General features: G+C 62.4%; 24 protein-coding genes. 8 read left to right on the top strand and 16 right to left on the bottom strand.

What is annotated here, in order from left to right:
* Window positions 1-51 precede the first annotated feature (51 nt).
* The 4 genes from HWY05_RS06560 to HWY05_RS06575 all read left to right on the top strand — a co-directional run bounded on the left by HWY05_RS06560 (window position 52) and on the right by HWY05_RS06575 (window position 3,403).
* Window positions 52-600, top strand: coding sequence for an iron transporter (locus tag HWY05_RS06560; protein ID WP_176057825.1), 549 nt, complete (start codon window positions 52-54; stop codon window positions 598-600).
* Window positions 601-755: 155 nt separating this feature from the next.
* The gene (locus HWY05_RS06565) at window positions 756-1,088 is read left to right on the top strand and encodes a cupredoxin domain-containing protein (protein WP_035551649.1); all 333 of its coding nucleotides are present in this window, start codon (window positions 756-758) and stop codon (window positions 1,086-1,088) included.
* Between the two features lie 66 nt (window positions 1,089-1,154).
* Window positions 1,155-2,000 (top strand): FTR1 family protein, encoded by an 846-nt coding sequence (locus HWY05_RS06570; protein WP_176057826.1) that lies wholly within the window; start codon window positions 1,155-1,157, stop codon window positions 1,998-2,000.
* Window positions 1,997-3,403 (top strand): 4Fe-4S binding protein, encoded by a 1,407-nt coding sequence (locus HWY05_RS06575; protein ID WP_176057827.1) that lies wholly within the window; start codon window positions 1,997-1,999, stop codon window positions 3,401-3,403. Before HWY05_RS06570 ends, HWY05_RS06575 begins: the two co-directional genes overlap by 4 nt.
* Window positions 3,404-3,716: 313 nt before the next feature.
* Here HWY05_RS06575 and HWY05_RS06580 read toward each other — a convergent pair whose 3' ends face one another.
* The 4 genes from HWY05_RS06580 to HWY05_RS06595 all read right to left on the bottom strand — a co-directional run bounded on the left by HWY05_RS06580 (window position 3,717) and on the right by HWY05_RS06595 (window position 6,286).
* Window positions 3,717-3,977, bottom strand: a complete 261-nt coding sequence (locus tag HWY05_RS06580; protein WP_035551641.1) for a hemin uptake protein HemP — start codon at window positions 3,975-3,977, stop codon at window positions 3,717-3,719.
* Between the two features lie 217 nt (window positions 3,978-4,194).
* Window positions 4,195-4,677, bottom strand: coding sequence for an SRPBCC family protein (locus HWY05_RS06585; RefSeq protein ID WP_176057828.1), 483 nt, complete (start codon window positions 4,675-4,677; stop codon window positions 4,195-4,197).
* 87 nt (window positions 4,678-4,764) lie between these two features.
* On the bottom strand, window positions 4,765-5,163 hold the full coding sequence (locus tag HWY05_RS06590) for an OsmC family protein (protein ID WP_035551634.1): 399 nt from the start codon (window positions 5,161-5,163) through the stop codon (window positions 4,765-4,767).
* Between the two features lie 244 nt (window positions 5,164-5,407).
* Complete coding sequence (locus HWY05_RS06595) at window positions 5,408-6,286, bottom strand: pirin family protein (RefSeq protein WP_035551631.1); 879 nt, start codon at window positions 6,284-6,286, stop codon at window positions 5,408-5,410.
* Between the two features lie 123 nt (window positions 6,287-6,409).
* Between HWY05_RS06595 and HWY05_RS06600 the strand changes: the two genes are divergently transcribed.
* Window positions 6,410-7,396 carry a LysR family transcriptional regulator gene (locus HWY05_RS06600; RefSeq protein ID WP_176057829.1) on the top strand — a complete coding sequence of 329 codons (987 nt, stop codon included), beginning with the start codon at window positions 6,410-6,412 and terminating at the stop codon, window positions 7,394-7,396.
* A 408-nt stretch (window positions 7,397-7,804) separates the two neighbouring features.
* Here HWY05_RS06600 and HWY05_RS06605 read toward each other — a convergent pair whose 3' ends face one another.
* The 12 genes from HWY05_RS06605 to HWY05_RS06660 form a co-directional block, all read right to left on the bottom strand.
* Window positions 7,805-8,224 (bottom strand): biopolymer transporter ExbD, encoded by a 420-nt coding sequence (locus HWY05_RS06605; protein ID WP_176057830.1) that lies wholly within the window; start codon window positions 8,222-8,224, stop codon window positions 7,805-7,807.
* Between the two features lie 16 nt (window positions 8,225-8,240).
* Window positions 8,241-8,972, bottom strand: coding sequence for a MotA/TolQ/ExbB proton channel family protein (locus HWY05_RS06610; RefSeq protein ID WP_035551624.1), 732 nt, complete (start codon window positions 8,970-8,972; stop codon window positions 8,241-8,243).
* A 27-nt stretch (window positions 8,973-8,999) separates the two neighbouring features.
* Window positions 9,000-9,701, bottom strand: a complete 702-nt coding sequence (locus HWY05_RS06615) for an energy transducer TonB (protein WP_035551622.1) — start codon at window positions 9,699-9,701, stop codon at window positions 9,000-9,002.
* Window positions 9,702-9,992: 291 nt separating this feature from the next.
* On the bottom strand, window positions 9,993-10,229 hold the full coding sequence (locus HWY05_RS06620) for a (2Fe-2S)-binding protein (RefSeq protein WP_035551619.1): 237 nt from the start codon (window positions 10,227-10,229) through the stop codon (window positions 9,993-9,995).
* 238 nt (window positions 10,230-10,467) lie between these two features.
* A complete protein-coding gene (gene murI, locus HWY05_RS06625) occupies window positions 10,468-11,364 on the bottom strand; it encodes a glutamate racemase (RefSeq protein ID WP_176057831.1) in 897 nt (298 codons plus the stop codon).
* Window positions 11,365-11,520: 156 nt separating this feature from the next.
* The gene (bfr, locus tag HWY05_RS06630) at window positions 11,521-12,000 is read right to left on the bottom strand and encodes a bacterioferritin (protein WP_035551614.1); all 480 of its coding nucleotides are present in this window, start codon (window positions 11,998-12,000) and stop codon (window positions 11,521-11,523) included.
* Between the two features lie 206 nt (window positions 12,001-12,206).
* Window positions 12,207-13,742 carry a fumarate hydratase gene (locus tag HWY05_RS06635; RefSeq protein ID WP_035551612.1) on the bottom strand — a complete coding sequence of 512 codons (1,536 nt, stop codon included), beginning with the start codon at window positions 13,740-13,742 and terminating at the stop codon, window positions 12,207-12,209.
* Window positions 13,743-13,798: 56 nt separating this feature from the next.
* A complete protein-coding gene (locus HWY05_RS06640; protein ID WP_244146534.1) occupies window positions 13,799-14,365 on the bottom strand; it encodes a TIGR00645 family protein in 567 nt (188 codons plus the stop codon).
* 197 nt (window positions 14,366-14,562) lie between these two features.
* Entirely contained in the window at window positions 14,563-15,456 is an 894-nt protein-coding gene (locus tag HWY05_RS06645) for a DMT family transporter (protein WP_176057833.1), read from the bottom strand.
* A 92-nt stretch (window positions 15,457-15,548) separates the two neighbouring features.
* Window positions 15,549-16,160: a hypothetical protein gene (locus HWY05_RS06650; protein ID WP_156126625.1), complete on the bottom strand. Its 612-nt coding sequence runs from the start codon at window positions 16,158-16,160 to the stop codon at window positions 15,549-15,551.
* A 112-nt stretch (window positions 16,161-16,272) separates the two neighbouring features.
* The gene (locus HWY05_RS06655; RefSeq protein WP_035551603.1) at window positions 16,273-16,680 is read right to left on the bottom strand and encodes a hypothetical protein; all 408 of its coding nucleotides are present in this window, start codon (window positions 16,678-16,680) and stop codon (window positions 16,273-16,275) included.
* A 159-nt stretch (window positions 16,681-16,839) separates the two neighbouring features.
* Entirely contained in the window at window positions 16,840-17,139 is a 300-nt protein-coding gene (locus tag HWY05_RS06660; RefSeq protein WP_063771778.1) for a ribbon-helix-helix domain-containing protein, read from the bottom strand.
* A 429-nt stretch (window positions 17,140-17,568) separates the two neighbouring features.
* On the opposite strand from HWY05_RS06660, the gene sctC reads away from it, so the two are divergent.
* Genes sctC through HWY05_RS06675 form a run of 3 tightly spaced genes read left to right on the top strand, consistent with a single transcriptional unit; the run spans window position 17,569 to window position 20,861 of the window.
* The gene (sctC, locus tag HWY05_RS06665) at window positions 17,569-19,536 is read left to right on the top strand and encodes a type III secretion system outer membrane ring subunit SctC (RefSeq protein ID WP_176057834.1); all 1,968 of its coding nucleotides are present in this window, start codon (window positions 17,569-17,571) and stop codon (window positions 19,534-19,536) included.
* Window positions 19,526-20,623 (top strand): FHA domain-containing protein, encoded by a 1,098-nt coding sequence (locus HWY05_RS06670; RefSeq protein WP_176057835.1) that lies wholly within the window; start codon window positions 19,526-19,528, stop codon window positions 20,621-20,623. The genes sctC and HWY05_RS06670 overlap by 11 nt, the downstream gene beginning before the upstream one ends.
* Complete coding sequence (locus HWY05_RS06675; protein WP_176057836.1) at window positions 20,601-20,861, top strand: hypothetical protein; 261 nt, start codon at window positions 20,601-20,603, stop codon at window positions 20,859-20,861. Before HWY05_RS06670 ends, HWY05_RS06675 begins: the two co-directional genes overlap by 23 nt.
* Window positions 20,862-20,872 lie beyond the last annotated feature (11 nt).

Raw genomic sequence — 20,872 nt, forward strand, 5'->3', positions numbered from 1 at the left:
CTGTTCCAATGGATTTCATTCCAGTCTCACTGATAAAAACTAGGAGTTTCAATGCGGATTTCTTCATTTGTGCGCGGTGGCGCAGCAGCAGTGGTCGCCGTCGCGGCGCTCTCGGCAACGGCCGCGGAATATCCGATCGGCAAGCAGCAGATCCAGGGCGGCATGGAGATCGGCGCCGTCTACCTGCAGCCGATCACGATGGAACCCGAAGGCATGATGCGCAAGGCGTCGGATTCGGACGTTCATCTGGAAGCCGACATTCACGCAGTTAAAAACAATCCGACCGGTTTCGCCGAAGGCGACTGGATGCCGTATCTGCAAGTGCGTTACGAGCTGACGAAAGCCGGTTCGAATCAGACGCAGAAGGGCGACATGATGGCGATGGTCGCCAACGACGGTCCGCACTACGGCGATAACGTCAAGCTGCAAGGCCCGGGCAAATACCACCTGAAGTTGATCGTCGAGGCGCCGATGCAAACGGGCCACATGGCTTTCGGCCGCCACGTCGACAAGGAAACCGGCGTGGGCGCGTGGTTCAAGCCGATCACGCTCGACTACGACTTCACCTTCGCCGGTATCGGCAAGAAGGGCGGCTACTGATCGTCGCGGTTCGTCACGCCGCGCTGCGCTTGAGCGCGCTTGAGCGCTCTTGAATGCTCTTGAACGCGCGGCGCGACGTGATCGGAAGTGAATGAATGCAGCAGGCGGCGCGCTGGGAATCAAACCCGGCGCGCCGCGTTTTTCCGGAAAGGCTAATGAGAATTCACCGAAAGATCGCGCTTCTCGCCACCACCGCGTTGCTGGCGGGTGCGGCCCATGCCGTCGATTTGCCGACCTTCAAGCTGGAAATGAACGACGGCAAGCTGAACCCGGCTCGCATCGAAGTGCCGGCGGGGCAGCGGATCAAGATCGAAGTGCACAACATCGGCAAAGGCGCCGCCGAATTCGAAAGCGTGCAATTACGCAAAGAGAAAGTGTTGGCGCCCGGCGCGGATTCGTTCGTGGTGATCGCGCCGCTCGAGCCGGGCGAGTACAAGTTTTTCGACGACTTCCACCAGCAGGCGCAGGGCGTGATCGTCGCGAAGTAGTGGCTTGAAACGCGAGCGCGCGCCGTCGGCGGTTGCGTGTTCGTCAAAGCAGTCGAGGAGAGTTAGATGGGTCAGATTCTATTCATCGTGTGGCGGGAAAGTGTCGAGGCGTTGCTGGTCGTCGGCATCCTGTACGCGTGGCTGAAAAATGGCGACGACGATGCGCGTCGCGGTTTGCCGTACCTGTGGGGCGGCGTGGTGGCCGGTTTGATCGCGGCCGTGGCGCTCGGCGCCGCGCTGGTCGGTTTCACCGAAGTGCTGTCCGGCGACGCACAGGATTATTTCCAGACCGCGATGGTGCTGGTCGCCTGCGTGCTGATCGTGCAGATGGTGCTGTGGATGAAGCAGCACGGCCGCTCGCTCAAGCGCGACATGGAACAGTCGCTGCAGAAAAGCCAGCGCGATTCGAACTGGTGGGGCGTCGCGTTGCTGGTGGCGCTCGCGATCGCACGCGAGGGCAGCGAGACGGTGATCTTTCTGTACGGGCTGGGTTTCGGTCAATCGGGTCACGTGGACGGCAGTCAGATGCTCGCGGTCGTGCTCGGCCTCGGTCTCGCGTTTCTGACCTTCTATGTGCTGCAACTGGGCGGCAAGTTCTTTTCGTGGCGGCTGTTTTTCCGCGTCACCGAAATCATGCTGCTGTTCCTTGGCGCGGGGTTGTTTCAGACCGGCGTCGACAAGCTGATCGACAAGGAATTTCTGCCGACGCTCGTCGACCAGATGTGGAATTCGTCGGCGATTCTCGATGATTCGAGCACCGTCGGTTCGCTGGTCGCGACGCTCACCGGTTATCGCGCGCATCCGGCGTTGATGAATCTGCTCGCTTATGCCGTGTACTGGGCGGTTGTCTACCTGCTGGTGCGTCGTGCGAATCGCAAGCCGGCGCAGCAAGCGGCGGGGCGCGCAGCATGAGTCGCGCGATGACCCGTCCGGGGCGCCTCGCCGTGGCCGGGCAGTGGATGCAGCGTCATGGTTCCGCGATCCGTGGCATCCAGTGGGTGGTGGTGGCGGTGTATGCGTTTCTGATTCTCGTGCCGGCGGTGATGCCGCTGCCGGACGACACCGCGCATCTGTGGACCAACCTGACGCTCGCCGCGCAGTTCGTGTTCTGGGGCATCTGGTGGCCGTTCGTTTTGCTGTCGATGGTGATGCTCGGCCGTGTCTGGTGCGGCGTGCTGTGTCCGGAAGGCGCGCTCGCCGAATTCGCCAGCAAGTACGGTCGCGGCTGGGCGATTCCACGCTGGATGCGTTGGGGCGGCTGGCCTTTCGTCGCGTTCGGCATCACTACGATCTATGGCCAGATGGTGAGCGTCTACCAGTATCCGAAAGCCGTGCTGCTGGTGTTGGGCGGCTCGACGTTCGCGGCGATGATCATCGGTTTGCTGTACGGACGCGAAAAGCGCGTCTGGTGCAAGTATCTGTGCCCCGTCAACGGGGTTTTTTCGCTTCTGGCGCGCCTCGCGCCGTTTCACTACAAAGTCGATGAAGACGCGTGGCGCCATTCGTACAAGAACGGCGAGCATGGGCACCGCGTGATTCCGATCAATTGCGCGCCGCTCGTGCCGTTGCGCAACATGAAGGGTGCGGCGGACTGTCATATGTGCGGCCGTTGCAGCGGCCACCGCGATGCGGTTGCGTTGACGTGGCGCGCGCCGTCGACAGAAGTCGTGCAACTCGGCGACAAGCAGGCGAACGCATGGGACACCGCGTTGATCCTGTACGGTCTGCTCGGCATCGCGATCGGTGCGTTTCATTGGACCGCTTCGCGCTGGTTCATCGACATGAAGATGTTTTTCGCGACCTGGCTTGTCGATCACGACATCACCTGGCCGCTCGAAACCAACGCGCCGTGGTTCCTGTTCACGCATTATCCCGAGCAGAACGATGTGTTTTCGTGGCTCGACGGCACGATGGTGATTGGCTACATCGTCGCCACGGCGCTGGTGTACGGCACCGCGCTGCTGGTGTTGCTGATGGGTGCGACGCGCATGCTGGGGCGCTTTAGCACCGTGCGTCTGCATCATTTGACGCAAGGGCTGATTCCGATTGCCGGCGCCGGCGTGTTCCTCGGCTTGTCGGCTATGACGCTGTCGCTGCTGCGTGCGGAACATGTGTCGTTGTGGTGGGCGTCGGATCTGCGCATCGCCATTCTGGCGATTGCCAACCTGTGGAGCGCGTGGCTCGCGTGGCTGGTGACGCGCCGCTATAGCGAGCGCTTCGTGCAGCGCGGTCTTGCCATGTTGTGGTTCGGCGGGGCGCTGGCGGTGGTCGATAGCGCATGGTGGCTGATGTTCTGGGGCTGGGCTTCCAAATAGCGTCGACTGCATGCGCTGCGATCGCTTTCGCCGAGGTGCATGAACATGTCGGCCTCTGTCGCAAAACAAAAAGCCGTGGGATGAATTTCATCTCCGCGGCTTTTCCATTTTCTGCATGTCCGGCGCACGAACGTTTCGTGTTGCCGCAATGAGTGGGAACCAAAAAAAGCGGCCTGGCTTGCTGCGACGGCTGGCTTGGTGTCTGCACGAAGGGGTCTAGTTCTCACGTGCAAGCCGTCGTGGCTGGCTACTGCCTAACACCTCTCGAGGAGGTGGTCCCCACAATACCCGGTACGTACTGCTATGTTCGGTGCTACTTCGTCAGAATCAGCTTGCCTAAGCGCGTTGCACGCAGCTGGTAGGTTTCGCCGTTGTGCAGGATGCTGACGTGACTATTTCCCTGCAGCAGAGTGTCGCTGCGTACGGCCCGCTCCGATGTTGCCGCCGAACCATCAGCACGATCCGCAACAGGCTTTGCCGCGGTTGCCGTTGCCGTCGACGGTTTCGGACGGCTGGTCAGCGCGGCCGCCGGGCGGCGCAGGCTGAGTGTGGAAGGGCGGTTGAGATCGGTCATTCGTTTTAGCTGTTGGTCGATTCGATGGATTAATTCTAAATGATAACTATTCCCATTTACAAGAAAGAGAAATTCATCGGATTTAAGTTTCGATAGTCAAAGCGGGCTGGTGTGGTAGTGACGGAGAGAGATGAACGACCGCCCCCGGCAAGCGGTCTTGCGCTCGATGCGCAGCGCGCGGGCAGGGCGCCCGCGCGTATGTCAGTGTTTCAGTGTTTCAGTGCAGCGAACCCGGTTCCTGCTTGGTCTGCACGTACTGGCGGATCAGCCGCACGGTATCGATATCGTTCTCGCGATACGCCGACTTGACGATCTCCTGCGTCTGATGCGCGTCAGGATCCGTCGACTCCGGCAGCGTCGTCGCGTATTCGAAGCGCAGGAATAGTTGTAGCTCGTCCGGCTGCTCGATCGTCATGGTCAGCGAGCCGCCGACGTGGTCTGCGGTCGGCAGAATGTCGTAGCGCACGCTCTGGTCGTCCTGCAGCGTGACGCGGTCACGCACGGTCGCCTGACCGTAGTGCAGTTCCCGTTCGATGACATTGCCGGCGCGCGACAGGATCGTGCAACTGTCGAGACCTATCACGAACAGTTGCGGCTGTTCGGCGCGCAGCACGAGACCTTCCCACAGTTGGGCGCGGGTCATCGAGTCGACAAACGGATTCAACGGGTCGTTGATCTGGATAAGGTGTTCGAAATTCAAAACGACGGCTTCCTATGAAAGCGTTGCAATACGTGCGGTCTACAGCGCCGCGGCGAAGCGCAATTCGCCGCAGTCGCTCCTGGCCGCTTAAGCGACGGCGAGGCCCGAACGGATCGTGATCGGATGCGTGAGGATCTTGTGAACTGGGCACGCATTGGCAATTTGCAAGAGCCGTTCCCGCTGCTCGTCGGACAGATCGCCTTCCAGTACGATCTTGCGGTCGATGGTCGTGCCCGCGTCGCCGCTTGCCAGCGAGAGCTCGACGCGCACGTCGGCGAGCGGCCATTCCTTGCGCTGGGCGTACATCTTCAGCGTAATCGACGTGCAGGCGCCGAGGCTCGACAGCAGCATCGCGACGGGCGTCGGGCCGCGATCACCGCCGCCGGCTGACTCGGGTTCGTCGGCAAGCCAGGTGTGCTTGCCGTCGTCCAACAGGACCTGGAAATTCGTCGAGCCGATGTGGGCGGTGACGGTGGACTCTGCCATGCGCGCTCCTGAACAGGGACGGAAATTGCCGCGCGCCGCGTCCCGTTATGGATAAACGGCGCGGCGCGCGGAATGAATCGCTATTGTGAACGAATTTAACAGGCTTCGTGACTGGGCTGAGCGGTTCTGGCGGGCGGCGCGAGTGAGGCAGCGTGAGGCTGCAAACGCACTGCGAGCGACGGAGCAAACGCGGCAAGGGCGGCAAGGCGACCCGCCCCAACCCGACGTTGCCTCGCCGATGCACTCAGTGCGTGATCGCGCCCATGCGCCCGGCCTGATAGTCGACCACGGCCTGACGGATCTCGTCTTCCGTGTTCATCACGAACGGGCCGTAGCGCACCACCGGCTCCTTCAGCGGCACGCCGCCCAGCAACAGCACTTCGAGCGGTTCGGCGCCGGCCGTCAACGTGACGGATTCGCCGTCGTTCTGAAACACCACCATTTTCTGCGCGTCGATTTCCTGGCGCGCTTCGCCTTCGCCATAAAAGCCTTTACCCGACAGGCTATAAGCGAATACGCGATACTCGGCCGGCACCGGCTGCCGGATCGTCGCGCCCGGCTGCAGCGAGAAATGCTGATAGAGAATCGGCGTGCGCGTTTCGATTGCGGCTTTTACGCCGAGCGCCTCGCCGGCGATCACCTTGACGCGCACCTGGCCATCCGCGGACGTGCCCACCGGAATGCTCGACGACGGCATTTCCTGGTAGCGCGGCGCGATCATCTTGTCGCGGCGCGGCAGGTTCACCCACAACTGCAGGCCATGCACACGTCCGCCGGTCTGTACGAACGACGGGTCCGGCATCTCGCTGTGTACGACGCCCGCGCCCGCGGTCATCCATTGCACGTCGCCGGCATGCAGCGTGCCGGAATGGCCCGCCGAATCCTTGTGGCCGAACTGGCCCTCGAGCACGTACGTGACCGTCTCGAAGCCGCGGTGCGGATGGTCGGGCGCGCCTTTCGCCTCGCCCGGCGCGTAGTCGATCGGCCCCATTTCGTCGAGCAGCAGGAACGGATCGAAGTCCATCAGCAGGCGGGTCGGAAACGGACGGTGGACGATAAAGCCTCCGCCCTCGGTCGTGCGAACAGCGGGAAACGTGCGTTCGATCGTGCGGCTCGTGCTCATCAAAGTCACCTCAAAAAAATGGGGAATAGCGTTATTTTTGAAACATGGAGCTATTATAGGGACCGTTTTCAGGGGTGCCAGCCACCGCTGCGCAATGGATTGTTCTATTAATGGAACGATGAGATGAAGATCGATTCACACAATCTGAATGACCTGATGTATTTCTCGCAGGTCGTCGAACATGGCGGTTTTTCCGCCGCCGAGCGCGTGCTGGGGATCTCCAAGTCGCGCCTGTCGCGCCGCCTGACGGAGCTGGAAGCGTCGCTGGGTGTGCGCCTGCTGCAGCGCTCCACGCGCAAGCTGGCGCTCACGGAAGCGGGGCAGCTGTTCTATCAGCACTGTCAGGCGATGCTGGCGGAAGCGCAGGCGGCCGTCAACGTCGTGCAGCAGTTGCGCTCGTCGCCGCGCGGCACGGTGCGCGTCAGTGTGCCGGTCACGATCTCGCAGACCATCATGTCGCAGATCCTGCCGGAATTCATGCATCGTTATCCGGAAGTGCGCGTGGTGATGCGCGTGACCAATCGCGTGGTCGACCTGTTCGAGGATTCGATCGATGTCGCGTTGCGCGTGCGCTCCGATCCGCCGGAAAGCGCCAACATCGTGGTGCGGCCGCTGTGGCGCACGCAGCAGATGCTGGTGGGTGCGCCGAGTCTGCTGCAACAGAATGCGCCGCCGCTGCTGCCGGCCGATCTGAGCCGTTTTGAAACACTCGACGTGCCGAGCGGCGACGGACGTCACGTGTTCAATCTGATCTCGCCCGACGGCACGCGTCACGCGCACGAACACGAGCCGCGTCTCGTCACCGCCGACCTAATGATGCTGCGCGAAGCGGCGCTCTCCGGCGTGGGCATCGCCGCATTGCCTGAGATGATGTACGGCGCCGCATTGCGTGCCGGACAACTGTCGCCGGTCATGCCGGGCTGGACCTTCCCGACGCCGCAGTTGTACGCGGTTTTCGTGTCGCGGCAGGGCATGGTGCCGGCCGTGCGGGCATTCGTCGATTATCTGGTCGAGATGCTCGATCCGGACGAGGGCAAGCACATTACGGGCGAGTGCCCCGCGCGCGAGGAAAAAGCGGCGGCCCAGCCGATGCTGGCGGCGGTGTCGTAGCGGTGCTCGCAGGCAGCGGCATCGCTTTTAGCATTTAAGCGCGGGCTGTCATGAGTACTTTCAATGACGGTTTGCTTGAATGCACGCGCTGGCGGGCCTATATTGAAATCCCTTCGCTAAGGAGTCTCTTATGCGAAAACTCATGGCCGCTATGATAGCCGGCCTGATAGGGCTGACCGCGCTGTCCGTGTCGATCACGGCTGTCGCATGCAGTGACACGACGAGCTATCAATCTTCGAATGATGGCAAGTAGTCCTGCCGCCCGAAGGCGCCGAGTGCGCACAAAAAAAGGCCTTCATCTGACGATGAAGGCCTTTTACTTTTTGCCCTTGTTTTAAGGGCTTTCCGGTATTTTTCGGCGGACACGTTTCAAGCTGAAGGGTTGCCCTCGAAGCAGTTCAAAGACGCTTACTTGCCCTTGGGCTGCGTCACGAAACCGATCTTCGTAAGACCGCCGGCCTGCGCCGCCGACATCACTTCCGCCACTTTCTCGTACGGGACCTTGCGGTCCGCGTCCAGATGCAGTTCCGGCTGCGGATCCGCCTGCGCGGCTTGCGCGATCTTCGTGCTCAGCGTGGCTTCGTCGACCTTCTGGTCGTCCCACAATATGTTGCCGTCCGCGTCGATCGCGACCGTGACTTGCGCAGGCTTCGTGTCTTCTTTCTGACTGCTCGCGTGCGGCAGATCGATTTTGACCGCGTGACGAATCACCGGAATCGTCACCATGAAGACGATCAGGAGAACCAGCATGACGTCCACGAGCGGCGTCATGTTGATTTCGTTCATCAGGCCGTCGTCATCGTCGCTGGCGAAAGGGCTCATTGCCATCGGAGTGCCTCGTCGATCAGTGGTTGCGGGCCGCGAGACGCAGGCCGTCGCCGCGTTTCGACGACGACAAACGCGCGCCCGTCACGAAGAATGCGTGCAGACCGTGCGCGAAGCGGCTCAGCTTGGCGACAACAGACTTGTTCGCGCGCGTCAATGCGTTATAGCCGAGCACGGCGGGAATCGCGACGAACAGACCGAACGCGGTCATGATCAGCGCTTCGCCGACCGGGCCGGCAACCTGATCGATCGACGACTGACCGCTCGCGCCGATCGCCAGCAGCGCGTGATAGATGCCCCACACTGTGCCGAACAGGCCGACGAACGGCGCCGTGCTGCCGATCGACGCGAGAATCGCGAGACCGCTTTGCATACGCGCGACGCTTTCGTCCATGGTGTCTTTCAGGCAGCGCGTGACCCAGTCCGACACGTCCATGCGGTCATGCAGATGCGGCTGCGTCTGATGATGATGATCGGCCGCTTCCTGGCCCGACAGCGCCAGCGCGAGGAACGGGTTGTCCTGCGGCGTCGACGATTCCGCGCCGAGCTTCTTCACGCCGTCGGCGAGGTCGTCCGAGTGCCAGAACGCCTGTTCGGCGTTCTTCGTGAGACGCTTCAGGCGCATCACATTCCAGGCTTTGATGACGATTACGCTCCACGACATGACCGACATGATCATCAGCGCGAGCGCGATACCGCGCGTCACGAAATCCCCTTGCGCCCACACGTGCGCCAATCCGTAGTTTTGCATTGCAATTCCTTGTTTTTAAAATCTGCTTCAATCGTTCAGATTGAAGTCGTAAGGCTGGGTGTACGCCGCGCGAACCGGCTGACCGTTCTCGAGATAGGGCTTGCAGGCGCTCGCATGGACGGCCGCGACCGCGGCGTCGTCGAGACGGCTGAAGCCGCTGCTTTTCTTCAGTTCGACGTTCTCGATTTTGCCGCTCAGGCCGACCACGAATTTCACGTAGGCGGTGCCGGTCTCGCCGCGCCGCTTCGACAGCGACGGGTAATCGGGCCTGGCGATATTGCAGTCGAGATGCGAGACGTTCTTCGGCGCGGCGATCTCCATCGTCTGAGCGGCGATCGGCGGCGCAGCAGGCGCAGGCGGCGTCGGATCCGGGGCCGCAATCGCGGTCGGCGACGGCGCGGCTGCTTGCGGCAACGGCGTGAGAGTCGGCTTGGGCGTGAGAGTCGGCTTGACTTTGGGCTTGCTATGAACCGGCGTCGGCTTGGGCGGGGGCGGCGCGATCGATTGCAACGCGACCGGCGCGGCCAGCGGCGCCGGCGGCAGCAACTGCGCCGTCATGACGTGCGATTCGAGTACCGGCTGGACCGGATCGTGACGCAACGTCAGGACCACGGCAAGCAATGCGACGTGAATCGCCGCAACCACGGCTGTCGCGGTTAGGGCGCGTGAATTCATTCGGGCGGATGGAGCCGGCGTGACGCCGGCTGAAACGGTATGCGAGGCCTGCATGTTAGCGTGGCGGCGCGCTGTCGAAACAGCGCGTCAGACAAGACATCGTCATGTTCGGAAGATCAGCAGCGAAATGAACAAAGTAGTCACGAAACCAATCAGCAATTCCATCTCAAACTCCTTTTTAACGGGTGAGCGGGGCTAGCTAGCTGGCTGGTACGGATACTGGCTTGCTGACGGCAGTGGGATAAAACGTAAAGCGAACGCAAACGAGCGTAAAACAGGCGCGTGAAACAATCGGGACAGCGGGCGCTTTGCAGCGCGGCCGGAGCCGCGCAGTGAAACGTGACCTTAGGCGGCCTTGCGCTCGTAGAACGTCAACGGAACAGCCTGCGGATGATGCTCGAAGCCGCAACGGCTCGCGCACACGCCGCTTTGCATCATGACGTCGCGCACGGACTCGGCGCACTTGCCACAGCAGGACGCGACGCCCAGCTCGAACTGAAGCTCGTCGAACGAGTCCATGCCATCTTCGATCGAGGCACGGATCTTTCGGTCAGAAACAGACTTGCAGACACAGACAATCATGGCAGGGCGTCATAGCTAACGTTAATGCGAATTATTATCATTTTGTTTGGAGCGTTTGGCAAGCGTCCTGCATGATTTTTTGTAACAAAACCAGACTCTTAGAAGGGTTTCGTCTATAGGACAGATTCCGGCGCGAGGGGTCCGTGGAGCGAAAAAAACGGGCAATGAGGCGAAAAATCGCCGCAAAAGTACGCGCGAAGTCCCTCGGTGACGCAAAAGACGTCGCGCGGGAGCAGATTTATGCGGCTTGGGAGTTTGGTGCTGCGGTGCGGCGCGAAGGGATCAGTACGCGTTCGACATGGGCGTCGAGGTGCAGCAGCGTCGCGGCGAGCTGCTTCTGATGCGCGCCGTCGTCGGTGGAATAAAAGCGGGGCAGAGCAGGGGCGTGAGTGTCGCCCGCTGCTGCGGCGCGCAGACCGTGCTGGTCGAGTACGCGCTCAAGTTGGCGTGCAATGGCGACGCTCGTATCGATCAGCATCAGCCGGTCGCCGACGAGGTCGCGAATCGCCGCATCAAAGAACGGGTAGTGGGTGCAGCCAAGCACCAGCGTGTCGGCACCTGCGTCGAGCATGGGTTCCAGGTAGCTGCGCAGTAGCGCGCGCAGTTCCGCCGAGTCGACGTCGCAGCGTTCCACCGCTTGCACGAGGCCATGGCCCGGCTGGCAGAGAAAACGGCAATCCGAAGCGTAGCGATCGAGCAGCGCCTGAAAGCGCGCGCTACGCAACGTGACTTGCGTGGCGAGCACGCCGGCCACGCGGGTTTTCGACTGCAGCGCGGCGGGCTTGATACCCGGTTCGACACCGACCAATGGAATGGACAGCTTTTCGCGAACCAGCGCGATGGATTGCGCGGTCGCCGTATTGCACGCGACCACCAGCGCCTTCGCCCCTTGCTTGACCAGCCATTCGCCGATGGCGAGCGTGCGGTCGGCAATGAAGTCGTCGTCGCGTTCGCCATAAGGGGCGTACAGCGAGTCGGCGACATACAGCAGCGCTTCGTCGGGCAGTTGCGCCCGCACCGCCCGCAACACCGACAGCCCGCCCAGACCCGAATCGAAAATGCCGACCGGCGCGCGCGACGCAGTCGCGGCGGCGGTAACAGGTCGAACACCCGTGGACGGCAATTCTGTAGGCATAGGCGGAGAGGACGCGCGCGGCACGGCGGTCAACGAAAACTCAGCAAAACAGGGAAGTGCGCAAGTATATCGTCCGCGCGGCGCGGGTCATGAAGAACGCTGCAGGCAAAGCGCATTCCCATGAACCCGCGCGCGGCGCGTTCCAGCCTGTTTCGCTCAGGACCCGATCGGGCCCATGGCGGTTTGCTGGTAGTTCTGAATGCCGATCTTGTCGATCAGATCGATCTGCGTTTCGAGCCAGTCGATGTGCTCTTCCGTATCGTCGAGAATCTTCGTGAAGATTTCGCGCGAGATGAAATCGCGAACCGATTCGCAATACACGATCGCTTCTTTGCAGGTGCTTTGCGAAATCTGTTCGAGCTTCAGATCGCATTCGAGGATTTCTTTGGTTTCCTCGCCGATCAGCAGCTTGTGCAGGTCTTGCAGGTTCGGCAAGCCGTCGAGCATGAAAATACGTTCGATCAGCCAATCAGCGTGCTTCATTTCGCCGATCGACTCGTCGTATTCATGCTTGCCGAGTTTTTCGAGGCCCCAGTGCTTGTACATGCGGGCATGCAGGAAGTACTGGTTGATCGCGGTCAGTTCGTTTTTCAACTGCGAGTTGAGATATTCGATGACCTTCTTGTCGCCTTGCATGAGATGTCCTTGTAGGGGATTTGAATTTCCCAGAACAATAAACGGCGAAGCGCAAAAAGCCAAGGCAAAAATACAGTTTTATGCTTGATTTTGAAGGTTATTTTGCGTGATGAGTACCGTTCTCATTTCAGCCGAAAAAAAGCCGGGGTACGAGACCCCGGCTTGAGATTTATCGGTTGAAGAACTCAACCTGTCTCAATACAAATTCAAACTGTTGCGACCGGAATCTTGCCGATCTTCGCTTGCCATTCCTTCGGACCGGTCTGGTGCACGGAGGTGCCGTTCGAATCGACGGCGACGGTCACTGGCATGTCCTGCACGTCGAACTCGTAGATCGCTTCCATGCCGAGGTCTTCGAACGCCAGCACCTTCGCGCTGCGAATCGCCTTCGACACGAGGTACGCCGCGCCGCCCACGGCCATCAGATACGCGGCCTTATGCTTCTTGATCGACTCGATCGCCACCGGACCACGTTCCGCCTTGCCGATCATCGAAATGAGGCCGGTTTGCGACAGCATCGTTTCGGTGAACTTGTCCATGCGCGTGGCGGTGGTCGGGCCGGCGGGACCGACGGCTTCGTCGCGCACCGGATCGACCGGGCCGACGTAGTAAATCACGCGGTTCGTGAAGTCGACCGGCAGCTTTTCGCCCTTCGCCAGCATGTCGGCGATGCGCTTATGCGCGGCGTCGCGGCCCGTCAGCATCTTGCCCGACAGCAGCAGCGTCTGGCCCGGCGTCCATGCGGCGACCTGTTCCGGCGTCAGCGTGTTCAGATCGACGCGCTGGCTCTTCTCGGTGTCCGGTTCCCACTGCACCTTCGGCCATGCGTCGAGCGACGGCGCTTCGAGCTTCGCCACGCCCGAACCGTCCAGCGTGAAGTGCGCGTGACGCGTAGCGGCACAGTTCGGGATGATCGCGACTGGCTTGCTCGCGGCGTGCGTGGGCGCAGCCATGATCTTCACGTCGAGCACGGTGGCGAGACCGCCGAGACCCTGCGCGCCGATGCCGAGCGCATTGACCTTCTCGTGCAGTTCCACGCGCAGTTCTTCGATCCAGTCCTGCGGGCCGCGGGCGATCACGTCCTGAATGTCGATCGGGTCCATCAGCGATTCTTTCGCCATCACCATGGCTTTTTCGGCCGTGCCGCCGATGCCGATGCCGAGCATGCCCGGCGGGCACCAGCCCGCGCCCATGGTCGGCACGGTCTTCAAGATCCAGTCGACGATCGAATCCGACGGATTCAGCATCGCGAACTTCGACTTGTTTTCCGAGCCGCCGCCCTTGGCCGCCACCTGCACGTCCACGGTATTGCCCGGCACGATCTCGTAGTGGATCACGGCCGGCGTGTTGTCTTTCGTGTTCTTGCGGCCGCCTTCGGGCGGGCTCACGATCGACGCGCGCAGCACGTTGTCCGGGTTCAGATAACCGCGGCGCACGCCTTCGTTGATCATGTCGGTGACGCCCATGGTCGCCGAACCGGACTCACTCGCCCAGCGCACGTCCATGCCGACCTTCACGAACACCGTGACGATGCCGGTGTCCTGGCAGATCGGGCGCTTGCCTTCGGCGCACATGCGGCTGTTGGTGAGAATCTGCGCGATTGCATCTTTCGCGGCCGGGCTCTGTTCGAGTTCGTACGCGCGGCCCAGGGCCTGGATGTAATCGAGCGGGTGGTAATAGCTGATGTGCTGAAGCGAATCAGCAATGCTCTGAATCAGATCTTCCTGTTTGATGACGGTCATGGCTAGGCTCAGTGGGGACAATGGCGCTTGTTGTACTGATCGCAGGGCTGCGCGAGTCAGTCGTGCGCCTTCAGGGGAGTGGAACCGGTGGAGCCCAGCGCGTGCAATTCGGCGGGCTCCTGAAAATGTTTGGGGTGCGTGCTGGTGGTGAGGCGGTCGACCGCCGCCATGACCAGCGCCGACACCAGGAAGGCGACGTGGATGATCACCTGCCACATGATGGTGTGCGTCGAATTCTGGTCGGGGCTGATGAAGGTCTTCAGCAGATGGATCGACGAGATGCTGATCAGCGCCATCGACAATTTGACTTTCAGCACGCCGGCGTTCACGTGGTCGAGCCATTCCGGTTCGTCCGGATGACCCTCTACGCCCAGGCGCGACACGAAGGTTTCATATCCGCCGATGATCACCATGATCAGCAGGTTCGAGATCATCACCACGTCGATCAGGCCGAGCACGACCAGCATGATGTTGGTTTCGTCGAGCGTCATGGCGGCCGTGACGAGATGCCAGACTTCCTTGAGGAACAGCACGACATAGACGCCTTGGGCCACGATCAGGCCCAGGTAGAGCGGCACTTGCAGCCAACGGCTCATGAAGATGATGGCGGGCAGCGGGCGCATGGGGCGGCGCGTGCGGGCTGAGTCGGGGCGCGGAGCGGACATAGGCGGAGTCGGATGAAACGCAGGTGACGGAATACGGCCTCGATGCACCGGTCCGGCGAGCGGGGCGCACGGAGCGGAGACACAAACGGGGCGCAGACGACGCGGAGCACGGCCAACGGGTGGCCGGAAAAGTCCGCAACGGGCGCGCTATTGTATCAAGACGCCACCGGCGGCGTCCGTCCAACCCTCAGGCTGGCAAGCGCGATCCCCGTGACGACGCAGGCGAGCGCGATGCCGTGCGCGAGCGTCGGCCGTTCGCCGAGAAACGCGATGCCGTAGATCGCCGCAGCCACCGGCAGCACGGCGCTGAACACACCGGCCAGGCTGCCTGGCACGTGGCGGATGCCCTTCATCCACAGCCAGAACGAAAAGATGCTGGCCGATAGCCCGTACCACAGCACCAGCGTCCACACACCGGGCGGCACCGCGCGATAGTCGAACTCGAACAGCGCGCGGGCGCCGAGCGGCAGCATCAGCAACAGGCCGAACAGATGCGTGTACGCGCAGATGTCGATGGGCGCGAGGGTTTGCGTGAGGCGGCGCGACAGAATGATGTAGAGCGATTCGCAGCACACCGCGCCGAGAATCATCAGATTGCCGCTCAACGAAGTCTCGCCGCCCGCGTTCTGATCGACGTGCGCCAGATTGATCACGACCACGCCGACAATCGCCAGCGCGATCGACGCGAGCGCGCGGCCGTTCGGGCGCTCCTTGAGAATCAGCCACGAGAGCAGCGCGACGACCGCCGGAATCGTGCTCGTGATGACGCCGGCCGCCACCGCGCTGGTGCGCTGCACGCCGTTGAGCATCAGCAGCGTGAAGCCGAAGGTGCCGAACAGCGCCTGCAGAAACAGGTTGAACCACTCGCCGCGCTTCACGCGACGCAGTTTGGCCACGCGCAGCAACGGCCACAGCACCGCCATCGCGATCACGAAGCGCAGCAGCGCGAACAACGGCACGGGAACGAACTCGACGATCGATTTACCGATGCCGACATTGCTGCCGACCAGCAGCATGGAGGTAATGAGAAGGAGGGCGTAGCGGTTCAAGTCGAGACATCCGGATAAGTGCATTGCGCGCCGCAGTTTACCGGACGGGTCGTCGAATCGCACGGCCCCTCGCACTCGACGGCGGCCTCGCGTCAGCGGTGCCGTACTCCGCTGAAGAGGTCGTAGCGCGCCGCGCACGACGGATCCGCGCCGGCGAAATGGGCGACGACGCGCGCGCGGCCGGCGTCGGACGGCCCTGCGCTCGCCACGAAACGCAGCGCCTTCAGGCACAGCGTCGTGGCGGGCGGCACGACGACCAGATCGGGGAGCAACGCGCTCGACAGATTTTTCTGCGGGACCGATTCGTCGAAGATCGAGTAGAGCTCGCACAGGTCGTCGCGTGGATACGCCGAGGCCGTTCGCAGCGCCCAGGCGGCCGCGTGGCGTGGCAGCACGAAGGCGCATTGGGCGCCGAGGTCGGCGAACCGCCGCGCGTGTCCGCGCTGCAGCGCGGCGAGACCGGTTCGCGTGATATGCGACACACGGTACGAGGCGCCGGTGTAATCGGTCATGAGCGGAAGCGCATCGAGAAAAGCTTGCGCGGCTTGGTCGAGTGGCAACGCGTTGCGCAGCGCTTCATTGATGTGTAAATGGCCGCCGTCGATGAAATCGGTCATGGCCGGGTGACGTTCCGTGTTGGCGTGTCGAATCAGCGCGTCGAGCCGCTGGCGATCGGCGGGCTCAAGCCCGCGAAGAGTATTCATTGTGTTCAGAAAGAAAAGGCGAGGTAGGCGCGGGGCGGCGTGTCGTGACGCCGCCCCGGATCTGGCCGCCGGCGCAGCAACGCGGCGGCCGGCTGTTTTTTTCAGGCTGGCGTCAGGCGGTGCCGTTCCCCTGGCCGCCTTGCGCGCCCAGGCCGCCCATCAGCGAACCCATCATGCCGAGCAGCGGCGGCGCGAGTTGCATCACGGCGGACAGGACGGACTTGACGATGTTCATGATGCCGCCTAACCCCATGCCCATTCCGCCCGCGCCGCTGCCGCCCGCACCGGCGCCTGCCAGTCCCTGTGGGTCGACGTTCTGGCCGGGCAGGGCAAAAGGCTGCCGCATGCCGCCGGCACTTCGGGCAGCACCGGCAGCGTCGATACCGCCGTCGTCGTCAGGCGGAAACATGGGCACGGTGCTGAAATTCGCGTTGAACTGCATGCCGTTTTGCTGCGGCATCGATGCTTCGCCAAAATCGTACGGCATGTTGTTGCCGAAATTGTCGATCGTATTCGCCATAGTGAGAAAAATCCCTGATTAAAAGTTAAATCATTCAGTTGCGGTTTTCGCGTGGGCAATTGCGCGTGGTGATCGATCGTTGTCGAGTGTTGCTGGATAAAGCGAGTGATGGGCTCTGTTCGATGCATCTCCTTGTTCTGAATTATGCGACGTGAATAACTATTCCGGCGCGATCGTCTTCATATCGATGGGATATGTCTGTTCCAATATTTGTGTGACACAGATTATTCTGATAAAGCCGGTGAAATTGCAGATGGTTTCCTGTGTCATATCGATTTCACGCGCCCATTTGGAAATCAGTTTCCCCACTGTCAGTGATTCCTGGCGCGCGATTTCTTCGATGATTCGCCAATAAATTTCCTCGAGCCGCAAACAGGTTGCAAAACCGTTGATTCTGATCGAGCGAAGCTTCGGTCTGGCAAGGCCGGGCGCGAAATTGCAAAACTGCATCATCACCATACGAAGTTGCGTGTAGGAATCTGACGTGAGCCTGCCGAAATTACGTGATCGGTTCCTGAAAAATCGCCAGGAAATTTCGATAAAGAAAATTCGCTTCGAGGTGGATTGAGTGGGTCGTTTGTCATGATCGGATTAATCGATTAGCGGGTTGGTCAATCCTCTCTCTCTGTGAACGAAGTAGGTCATACAGGGGTACGACTTGCCGATATTTATATCTTCTTCGTATTTTTTGGATAAGACCGGTTTATTTCGGGATAAACCGGATCGTCGGATCGATATCCGCGGCTAATGGCGGTAATGGGTTGCCATGGCCGTTCGCGTCAAGGCATTAAGCGATCCGCTTACGTCCTACATGTGTATGACCCGGCATCGGCTGGTCGCCATTAAATTCTCTACAACGCTGTCAATGAACGTAGCCAGGGATTTTTAATGCTGATGATGTGGCGCAACTATTCGATTATCAGGACCGGTGACGGTCCGCCGTCCCGGTCGCCGTATGCGACCCGTGCCGCGCTGCGTCACATCGCGGGTCCGTTCGGGGCGGCCTGGGCGCTGTTGCCGCTTGCATCGATTGCATCGCTCGCCTCCCTTACATCGCTGGCACCGATTCCGGCGCATGCCGCCACGCCCGCATGGCACGGCACGCCGATTCACTACGCGGTGAACGGCGCGCCGCTGCCCGACGTGCTGCGCGACGTGCTCGCCGTCGAAGGGTTGAGCGCCGACATTGGCCGCGATGTGAAAGGAGCGGTCAACGGCCGCTTCGACGACACACCGGGCAACGTGTTCACACAGTTGACGGAGGCCTACGGGCTCGTCTGGTATTTCGACGGCAAGGCAATGCATGTGACGACCGCGGCGGACGTGCGCAGCCGGGTGATTCCGTTCGCGCCCATGACTCGTGAAGCGGTCGCCTCGCTGTTACGCAATCTCGATCTCGACGACGCCCGTCTGCCGATCAAATATTCGGCGACGACAGTGAAGGTGGCGGGGCCGTCGCGCTTTGTCGACGCCGTCGCGGAAGCGATCGATCAGGCGCAGCGGCAGACCACGGTCGCGCCGAATCCCGAAGACCCGGTGATCCGCATTTTCCCGTTGCGCTACGCGCAGGCGCAGGACATTCGCTACACGGTCGGGTCGCAGGAGCGGGTGATGCCGGGCGTCGCGTCGTTGTTGCGTCAGTTGATGGCGGATAACGGGCCGTATAACGGGGCGGGTAGCGGGCCGAGCAACGCGCCGCGCCCGCGCGCCGACGATGCCCGTGCGGATGCCCGCACCGCCGCGCGGACCGAAGCGCGCAATGCGCGTGGCGGACCGCCGCCGCTGCCGAGCCTGCTGGGGCTCGGTCTGGCGAGTGTGCCGCCGGCCGCTGGGAGTGCTGCGGGCGCTGCGGCGCCGTTGCCCGAAATCGACGGCAGCGTGCTGCCGTCCGCGCCGGCCGCGCGCCGCAACATCGTGGCCGACGCGCGCACCAACGCGGTCATCATCAGCGACCTCGCTTCGACGATGCCGAACTACGAGCGCGCGATTGCCATGCTCGATCAGCCGCAGGAACTGGTCGAGATCGACGCGGTGGTGATCGATCTGTCGTCGAACGCGGCGCGCTCGCTGGGCGTCAGTTGGGGCGGCGCGAACGGGCGGATCAACGGCGCATCCGGGGCCGCGAGCGCGCCGCTCTCGGTCGGCGCGGCCGCGCTGATGGCGCCGGCCAGCGCGGCGGCCGGCCTGAATCTGGCGACGCTGGTGGGGAACTCCGCGCAGTACCTGTTCGCCCAGCTCAACGCGCTCGAGACGACTGGCGAAGCGCGGGTGCAGTCGCGTCCGCGCGTGCTCACGCTGAACAACACGGAAGCGGCGCTGACGTCGCGCAGTTCGGTGTACGTGCGGGTCGCGGGCAATCAGGCCGTCGATCTCTACAACATCGACACCGGCCTGACGCTCAAGGTGACGCCGAACATCGAATCGAGCGGGGAGCCGCGCCGCAATATCCGGCTGAACATCCAGATCGACGATGGCGCGTTCAACGCGACGTCGTCGGTGGATGGGATTCCGCAGGTCGACAACCATTCGGTCGTCACGCAGGCGATCGTGCGCGACGGCGAAAGTCTGCTGATCGGCGGCTATCAGTACGAGCGCAGCGAGCGCACGACGTCGAAGGTGCCGCTGCTCGGCGACGTGCCTTACCTCGGCGCGCTGTTCCGCGATACGCAGACTAAGCATGAGCGGCTCGAGCGTTTGATTCTGATTACACCGCGGTTGAAGAGCGTGACCGGCGACGGTGCGCCGAATGTGACGCTGGCCGGTTCCAGCGCGGTGAGTGGCGCAGACGCACCGCCCACACCGCCCGCACCGCCGCTCGTGCAAAAAATGCCCTGGGAGGCCCGCGATGACCGCTGACGCGCAGATCGTCGTGATGGACGGCGTGCATACCGGCGCGAGCGTGGTGATGTCCGCCGGCCAGCCGTTGCGAATCGGCAGCGGCGGCGACGCGGATCTGATCGTGATCGACGACGGCGTCGAACCCCTGCATGCCACCGTCGAGTTGCAACACGACACGCTCTCGCTGGTGGCGCAGCACGATGGCGTCGCCGTGTTCGGGCGTCGCGTGCCGCCGGGACGTCGCGTGCAGATGCGGCGCGGCGCGTGGTTTTCCGTGGCCGGCGTGACGTTCCGCTTCGGCGGTCGCGATACGCCGGGTCCAGCGCTCGCACGGGACGCCGAACGGGCGTATCTGCTGCGTCACGAACCACTGGGCTATGTCGCGAAGCGCTGGTCCGACGCCGCGCCGGTAACGAAGGCGACGGCCTTCGGCGTACCGGTCGCGTTAGTGATGCTGGCGTGGCTCGGTTCGTCATCGCCGTCCGTCGAACCGCGTCTTACGCGCCACGAAGAAACGTTCCGGCTGGTGACGACGCGTGTCGATCCGAAGACCGGCGCGCTGGTCTACGAGGGCTATGTGCAGAGCGCGACCGATCTCGCCGCGCTGACCGCGCACGGCTGGTCGCGGCAACGGGCGCCGGTGATGCATGTGTTCGTGCTGGCGCAACTGGAGGAACAGGTCGGCGAATTTCTCGCGCGCTATTACCGCGGTGCCGAGGTGCGCGCGACCCAGCCCGGCGCGTTCAACGCGCTGCTGCCCGACGCTCACGGTTTTTTATCGCCTGAAGCATGGGATTACGCACGCGTGGCGCGTCTCGCGCGCGCCGACATCAGTGGCTTGCGCGAGCTGGCATTTCCCGGTCATGCGCAGCAAGGCGAACGGGTGCGCGTGCCGCTCGACGCGCTCGGCCTGAATCTGCTCGCGAGCCGTCACGCGGCCTGGCTGACGGATGCGCAGGGCGTGCGCTACTTCGTCGGCGCGCGCTTGCCGATCGGCCATGTCAGTCGCCTCTCGGCCTGCGCCGCGGAAGTCACGCGCGACGACGACGGCTCGATCTACGAATTCGTTGCGGATGCGGCCCATGCCCCCAAAAACTGCCGGTAAAAGCACGCTCGGGTCGTTTGGCGATTTGCCGCTCGAAGCGCAACTCGCCGCAGGCGGCGGCGCGGGCCGGACCATGATCGCGGCCCGGCTGACGGCGGAAATCAAACGCCTGAGCGACGCCGTGACGAACGCGTCGCCGGCGCTCAGGAAAGAACTGATTCTTCTTGTCGAGTGTTTGCGCGCGGCTCGGCAGGTGGTGGAAAGAAGCGCGAGCTTCGTCAACGTGCGCGGTAAATAGTAAGGAGTGGG

The organism is Paraburkholderia sp. BCC1876 (genome assembly GCF_902833695.1).
In the GTDB taxonomy this organism is placed as follows: domain Bacteria; phylum Pseudomonadota; class Gammaproteobacteria; order Burkholderiales; family Burkholderiaceae; genus Paraburkholderia.